Raw genomic sequence first — 4,322 nt, forward strand, 5'->3', positions numbered from 1 at the left:
GCGGCCTGCAGCCACAACACCCCTTCACGACACCTCTTAACGACACCCCTTCACAACGCCAACCACCTGAAAAAAGCCCGTGAAAACGCTGAAACCCAGTATTCATGCGGCTTGCAGCCACAACACCACTTCACGACACCCCTTCCAGCGAATCGGCAAGCTTCTCTATGGGAGGTTACATGCGAGACTCCCATAAGTAAGGGATGGGAGGTGAGCCGTATTTTTTACAATGTGTCGCGAAGCGGATGTCAGTCAACCTAAAAGCGCCTGATCAGAGATTTGGGTTTTCCAAGAGCGGGGGGAGACTGAGCCCACCTACCTCAAGGAGCACTACCATGAATTTGCTAGCCACCATTGCCAACATGATGGGCTCAATCGTCCAGCCGACAAAACCGCTGTACACCACAGTGGTATATCCCTCCCAGGGGAAAGCAGTCGTGCTGCATGACGGTCTCAACATCCGCAGTGAGCGCATGTGGTACCAGTATCCCGACTCGCTGACCGCTGAAGAAGAGACGTCGACCTACCCGCTCGATCTTCATATCGACAATAACGCGGCCTGGGTCGAGCCCGTCAGGCAGACTCAGGATGACAATTGCAGCCTGCAGAGCAGCTTCATGGATCTGATGGACAACACTTGGGTCAACCCGGCCAACGGGCTGCCGATGATGGATGGCTGCGTCGATGCCATGGGCAATGCTTACGGCATGGACTCGATGAGCGACAGTGGTTCGGTCACGGTAGCGCGTTCGCAGACTGAATCAGCGCCCGCCAGTTGCCGGCGCTAGAACGTTGAACCAGCATGCAAAATTGGTGTGCGTTTCCGTACAGTGAACGAGTCTCTTAGACTCTGATGCCCATCAGCACGGGAGAAGAACGTGGACCGGTTTGAGCTACTAATCTATTCAGTGTTCGGCGTGCTCTGCGCCTTGGGGGTAACAGCCGCGATTGGTTACAGGATCGCCGCTTACTTGGACAAGGAGCACGACAACAGCAAACACAGCGGAACAGGCCCGAACTCGACTGCCGATTAACTGGATCAAGTGAGCGATCAGGTCACGTTAAAGCACGTGCCCAGTCAAGGAGGATGACATAGTGAGCAAAGTTGAATGCCAGTGCTGTAGGAGGATGATGGTTCCGAAGGTGATCACCACCGCGCCGCTCTATGTGGGCGGAGTTCCCCTAGGCGGTGGTGATCCCGAGTCATCTGTATGCCCCTTCTGCCTATCGCCGAAATGGATGCTCACCGAGCGCCAGGCTCTGGCCGCAGGCAGGGCCAATGCAGAGTTCTACGGCATTATGGTTCTTGCCCTAGTAAACATCGTTGCCTTCGTCCGTCTAGGAGGCCTTGGGGGCGGGATAGTGCTAGCTGTATCCGTCGCAACCTTCCTGCTACGCAGCAAGATTATCAGCGCACTGCGACAACATTTGAGACGTTAACCCCGCCCGCCCCATTCAAATCACATTGCTGCTGGTCATCTGGTCGCGAACTTTAAGCACCGTCGTGGTACTGCAGCCTGCATGGCGAGCAGTCGCGCGAATACCCAGGCCAGCGCCCAGCAGTTCACCGATGCGCTGATGCAGGTTCTTGTCAGCCGGCCGTCCCTTGTAAGCACCGGAAGCCTTGGCCCGATGAATTCCCTGGGCCTGACGCTCACGACGCTGCTCGTAATCCTTGCGCGCGATAGCCGCCATCATCTCGATCATCATGCCGTTGATCGCGGCCTGCATTCGGTCAGTGAATTCGTCACCAGCGGTATTTCGCATGCTCTGATGGCTGGTCGGAAGATCTAGGGCGACAATACGCAACCCTTTGGAATCAATCGCAGCCTTGAGTGCCTGCCAATCAGCAACCGGCAATCGGGAAAGCCGGTCGATGCTTTCCAGCAGCAATACGTCTCCCTTGTGGGCGTCTGCGATAAGTCTCAACAGCTCTGCTCGGTCAGTTCTGGCACCACTGGCGTTCTCAACATATTGCGCAGCGATGGCCCTGCCATGGTCGGCAGCGAACTGCTGCAGAGCGTCACGGACACGATTGGCGTCTTGCTCGGCAGTGGATGCACGAAGATAAGCGCGTACAAACATCAGATTTCCTTTCGCGTATCAGTTTGAGTGGTGTTTTTCGGGCGTATCAGTTAGATCGTTACTTACAAATTCGAGCGGCATGGAAACTTTGCTCTCGGACGTATCAGCTAAGGCATACCCAAAAATCGCCGCAGGATGCGAAAACCCACGGCGATACAACCCAGCAGAACTATTTCCCTACGAAGTAGAGCGCCCTGCCCTGATTGAAGATTGCCGCTGGGATCGAATCTTTTCTCAGCCGCTGACCAGGGTGGTAGATGTAGATCCACTCAGGCAGGTATTGCGATACAAGCAGCATGGCTTCCGACGCAGTCATGTCGTTCTTGTCGGCATCAAGCGTGAACTGGTTGTCACGTATGAAGATCGGCCCGTAGCTGAGTGGCGATCTCAGAAAGCTCGGCGATTTAGCAACCTCTTCACTGTATGGAATCGGACGCTCCGCATAACTATCTGCCAGGGATGCATAGCCGAAGTGATGACCATCAGGATATTTACCGGTCTGCATTGGCAGCTTCGATAAGCCATTGGCAAAAACTCTCTTGCGAGCATCTTCGACCTTATGCAATGCAAGAGCAGACGCCGCCTCCGGCGAGCTTGCCTGGTCAGCAGGAACCCACGCTACAACCTGAGTTGCACGCACCGGATCGCTCGAGCCACCCAACAGCATCAAGCCCAAGCCAATTCCCGCTGCTGCGCCACCACTCAAGCTTGTAGGTGGCGAAGCGAAGCTAACCGCGCTTAATCCAGCATCCCCGAGCACTGTTCCAGAGCCGCTGGCCGGGCTCGCCCTATCAACTGCCCCTGCCAGCTCGATTGGAACGTCACGCTGCCCTGAAATCCCCATGGCGGTCAGAACATGCATAGCATCCGACCATTTTTCCCTCGGTACATCTTTCGGCTCAGGAAGCTGCACAGTGCTAGCCCCCCGGGTGCCAGAACACCCAACCAGAAGAGCTACTGTCGCGGCCAGCAAGCCGATTCGGATCGTTGTTGATTTGTTACCCATGGCGCCACTCCCTGTTTTGATTGCCACAGCTTATGAAGGCCCTCTGGAAACCCAACTGCATCTGTACGCGATTTGTGCCGGCTTGGGTTTTCCATGACCTGGCATAGGGTGCTATGCAACTCAATGCACCGGAGATCCACCATGGAATTTCGTCACCTCGGTAACGGGCAGACTTTCCCACCCATAGCGCCGAATGGCCGGATTTACGCCGTACCTGTTACACAGGAAAACCAAGTAGAAATTTTCTGCCTGACATCTGATGGAATTGTTGGATGCGGTGTTACCGCTAACTGGGCTGATATCACGGGCGCCTACTACGACGATGAGTCTTGGGAAATCATCCTTCGCAATTACATCGGCAGGGGAATGCGCTTCCGGCGGGGAGTGCCCTGCGGAATCGTCGAAGACGGCTACGAAACTCTCAAAACCAATATCCAAGGGTTCGCAATTCCAGTTTGCGTAATGAACCGCATCGCATTTGAGCAGAAAAAGCTGCATCCGATCTGACTATGGCCTTGGGCTTTCAGAGCAGCCAGCAATCTGATTGCGTCATGCGGCTTGTGCATGCCCCTGGTAGGGGGATTTCCAGACTTCTAATTTCCGTCGATTTTGTTGCCTGAAAGCGAAACACAAGCTTGGGAGCCGTCCGTAGGCTGTATCCGAGTAGTCAAAGGGAGTCGGATATGAGCAACTGTACCGTTAGACGCTGCTTACGCGAGCAAGCCGAGAACGACAAATCGATACGTGGCATCTGCGCACTCGCTACCCCTGAATAACCAGGACTGACGACACATGCGCTACGTAACCGTCAGGAAATTTGCTGCCGAGTCTGGCTACAGCGAGGACGCGATCCGCTCCAAGATCCGCGATGGCGTATGGCGGCTTGGTGAGATTTGGTTGAAAGCGCCGGACGGCCGGACGCTTATCGATATGGAAGGATATGAGACATGGGTAGAGGCGGGAGTGGGGTCAGGGCAGTCTCAGACTCGAGCATCGAGATCACGTTCATGTACCGGGGTGTTAGGTGCCGCGAGCGCGTCTCACTCAAGCCCACCGCCACTAACCTGAAAAAGGCCCAGCTGCACAAGGCGGCGATCGAGCATGCCATCGCCCAGGGGACGTTTGAATCGCCCCTGGTTTCGTAGACACCTCCAAGCCTCATAATGAGGCCCAAATAGGAGGTGCCATGAGTCGTCAGCGTTACCCCGAAGAATTCAAGATCGAAGCGGTC

The 4,322-nt window shown here is 55.3% G+C and carries 4 protein-coding genes and 1 pseudogene; 3 read left to right on the forward strand and 2 right to left on the reverse strand.

What is annotated here, in order from left to right; genetic code table 11:
* Positions 1-335: 335 nt before the first annotated feature.
* A complete protein-coding gene (locus ACNFCH_RS25720; RefSeq protein WP_416744478.1) occupies positions 336-788 on the forward strand; it encodes a hypothetical protein in 453 nt (150 codons plus the stop codon).
* A 667-nt stretch (positions 789-1,455) separates the two neighbouring features.
* On the opposite strand, the gene ACNFCH_RS25725 is transcribed toward ACNFCH_RS25720, so the two are convergent.
* On the reverse strand, positions 1,456-2,085 hold the full coding sequence (locus ACNFCH_RS25725; protein WP_416744480.1) for a recombinase family protein: 630 nt from the start codon (positions 2,083-2,085) through the stop codon (positions 1,456-1,458).
* A gap of 169 nt (positions 2,086-2,254) precedes the next feature.
* Positions 2,255-3,091 carry a hypothetical protein gene (locus ACNFCH_RS25730; RefSeq protein ID WP_416744482.1) on the reverse strand — a complete coding sequence of 279 codons (837 nt, stop codon included), beginning with the start codon at positions 3,089-3,091 and terminating at the stop codon, positions 2,255-2,257.
* Positions 3,092-3,232: 141 nt separating this feature from the next.
* Between ACNFCH_RS25730 and ACNFCH_RS25735 the strand changes: the two genes are divergently transcribed.
* Complete coding sequence (locus ACNFCH_RS25735) at positions 3,233-3,598, forward strand: hypothetical protein (protein ID WP_416744483.1); 366 nt, start codon at positions 3,233-3,235, stop codon at positions 3,596-3,598.
* A 440-nt stretch (positions 3,599-4,038) separates the two neighbouring features.
* A pseudogene (locus ACNFCH_RS25740) lies at positions 4,039-4,218 on the forward strand (Arm DNA-binding domain-containing protein); the annotation flags it as partial.
* Between the last annotated feature and the right edge of the window lie 104 nt (positions 4,219-4,322).

The organism is Pseudomonas sp. NY15354, assembly GCF_048068075.1.
GTDB classification, from domain to species: domain Bacteria; phylum Pseudomonadota; class Gammaproteobacteria; order Pseudomonadales; family Pseudomonadaceae; genus Aquipseudomonas; species Aquipseudomonas guariconensis_C.

Coding starts and splice junctions, on each gene's coding strand:
- ACNFCH_RS25720 (WP_416744478.1), top strand. CDS start 336: ATGAATTTGCTAGCCACCATTGCCAACATGATGGGCTCAATCGTCCAG.
- ACNFCH_RS25725 (WP_416744480.1), bottom strand. CDS start 2,085: ATGTTTGTACGCGCTTATCTTCGTGCATCCACTGCCGAGCAAGACGCC.
- ACNFCH_RS25730 (WP_416744482.1), bottom strand. CDS start 3,091: ATGGGTAACAAATCAACAACGATCCGAATCGGCTTGCTGGCCGCGACA.
- ACNFCH_RS25735 (WP_416744483.1), top strand. CDS start 3,233: ATGGAATTTCGTCACCTCGGTAACGGGCAGACTTTCCCACCCATAGCG.